This window comes from Neobacillus drentensis, assembly GCF_036962765.1.
Lineage (GTDB): Bacteria > Bacillota > Bacilli > Bacillales > Cytobacillaceae > Neobacillus > Neobacillus drentensis_C.
Map to the genome: position 1 here is coordinate 829 of NZ_JBALOS010000216.1, position 2,424 is coordinate 3,252.

Here is a 2,424-nt window from a genome sequence, read left to right on the forward strand (position 1 = left end):
GCTTCACCTGTTTCAATCATAGAAATCCTAGTTGTTTCCTCAGGGACGACCTTAAAAACGACTTGATCTACTTTGGCCTTATCGCCCCAATATTCCTTGTTTTTAGTTAATACAATTTCCTGGCCTGGTGTCCAAGATTTAAAGACAAAAGGACCTGTACCATTAGGTTCATTAATCATTTTCTTTCCGTATTTCTCAATTGATTTTGGACTGATAATACCGCTCTCATGACTTGCTAGAATGGAGAGTAAAGGTGAGAAGGGTTCACTCAAGATAAATTGAACGGTAAAATCATCAACCACCTTCACTTCCTTTACCATTTTTAGGACCACAGCTCTTGGCGAACCAACATTCGGATCTAATAGTCTATCAAACGTCGCTTTTACCGCATTTGCATTAAAAGGTGTTCCATCGTGAAATTTCACGTCATTTCTAAGTTTAAATTCCCATGTTGTATTATCTAACTGCTCCCATGATTTTGCTAACAAAGGAGTTATTTCAGAATTTTTATCACGCCCTACTAGTCCCTCATAGATTTTTTGATGAGTAACACTTGCTGCATTGATCGTCGACATAAATTGATGGTCTAAATTCTCAACGTCTGATAAACGAGCGATAACCAAAGTCCCTCCATCCTTTGAAGTTTTATCATCGGAGTTCCCCTTCGTGCTAGCGTTGTTATTTGTCGAACAGCCTGTAATGACCAATAGCAACAGTAATACTAGAATAAAAATGCCACCAAACCCTCTGTTTATTTTCATAGACTCTACCCCCTGATTTTATTTAAAACCTCTGCTCTTATTTAATTATAAAGAATATTCAAACAATTTTATCTCGAAAATCTTTACTTCTTTTTTAAATATGTTTACTTCTTTACATACGAAAAGCTTAGATCAAAAAAAAAGAGGATGTTAAAAAATCCTCTTTTCGTTCAGATCTACCGTATTAGTAATAATAAGTTATTTACATTAAAGTTCCGGAAACTAGGTTACCTTTGTAAAAAACGGCTTTACGCTTAGACCGTCTTGCAACAACCTCTGCAGAGCAGCTGGCATCAACTAAAAGCATATTTGCTGCTACTCCTAGTTTTGGCCAAACTTGATTACCGTCCTTGTCCAAAGTAGTTAAGCCACCTGTGATATATTTGAGAGTTTGCGTGAGTGAAACCTCATCCGTCCATCTGAACCGTTCAAGCAGACGTCCTGCCCTTTCCAGCACATCACCATTTCCTGTAGGCCACCAAGAATCATAAATATTATCGTTCCCTACGGATACTTCCACTCCACATTCAGTTAAAAGGTTTACTGGTGGAATGTTTCGCCCGATTGGAAGACTGGTGACTATCGAGATACCTGCTTCCCTTAATATCCCTCCCATTTCGATTGCTTCCTCTTTTGAGACATCTCCAAGTCCAAATGCATGACTGACTGCTACTCTTCCTTCCCAGCCTGCCTGCTTGGTTAAATAAGCAAGTCGTTTCATCGTGAAAGTTCCTAAATGACCTGGGTCATGTAAATGCAAGTCGATATCAGCATTCCCTTCAACAGCCAAGTCCAGTAACTGCACTAATGAAGCTTCAATATTATTATCTACGGTTGCCGGGTCAACCGCCCCCACAATCCCAGCACCGTTTCTCAATGCTTCTCTAACCAATGGTACAGTACCAGGACGGAGCAGGCCATGCTGGGCGAAGGCAACAATTTCTGAGCTAAGCCTATTAGAATATGATTCAAGTGCATGCCCGACACCTTCCAAATTGTGCAACCCTGCTTCCGGATAGATATCCACATGGGTTCTTATATGGGTTGAGCCATAGGACAATATTACTTCCAGCAAAGCTTCTGCGCGTTGCTGTGTGCTAGCAGGTATAGTTGCTAGAATATTTTTTTCTATTTCGCATCGTTCAATAACCCCTGAAGCTGGGATACATGCGCGCCAATCCTCACCCATATAAGTCTTATCTAGATGAACATGCTTTTCAATAAATGAGGGAAGCAGCAGCAACCCCTTTGCATCCTTTACAGGTAGGTCGTTTCCAAATTGCTCTGATTCTTTGATTATTTTTCCGATTCTGCCATCCTCTATTAATAAGTGAAATAGCTCTGTTTTTGTTCCTGCTACTCTATCATTTTCTTTTATATATCCCGTTTCTAAGCGAACATTTGTTAACCAATAGTTACGGCTCATAGTAAACTTCCTTTCTATTTCTTTTCCAGATAAATGGACTTTATTTTTCAAGATTTTCACTTCATTTATCATTATTTAAATTTCACTAATTTAAAGGATGGAGGAAGCAGTTCATTTTCTGGAAGCTGCTGATAGTCTCTTTCCAAATATCCTTTTCTCATTTTGTTAAAATATTTTTGACCCTTGGATTTGATTTCTTTTAAATCAAGATTAGGAATTACTCTATCCTTCATAACT

General features: G+C 38.7%; 2 protein-coding genes. Both read right to left on the bottom strand.

Going from position 1 to position 2,424, the window contains the following annotated elements:
- The coding region (locus V7137_RS23495; RefSeq protein ID WP_335700316.1) for an ABC transporter substrate-binding protein at nucleotides 1-761 on the bottom strand (761 nt) is incomplete at its 3' end.
- A gap of 202 nt (nucleotides 762-963) precedes the next feature.
- Complete coding sequence (locus tag V7137_RS23500; protein ID WP_335700312.1) at nucleotides 964-2,187, bottom strand: amidohydrolase; 1,224 nt, start codon at nucleotides 2,185-2,187, stop codon at nucleotides 964-966.
- Nucleotides 2,188-2,424 lie beyond the last annotated feature (237 nt).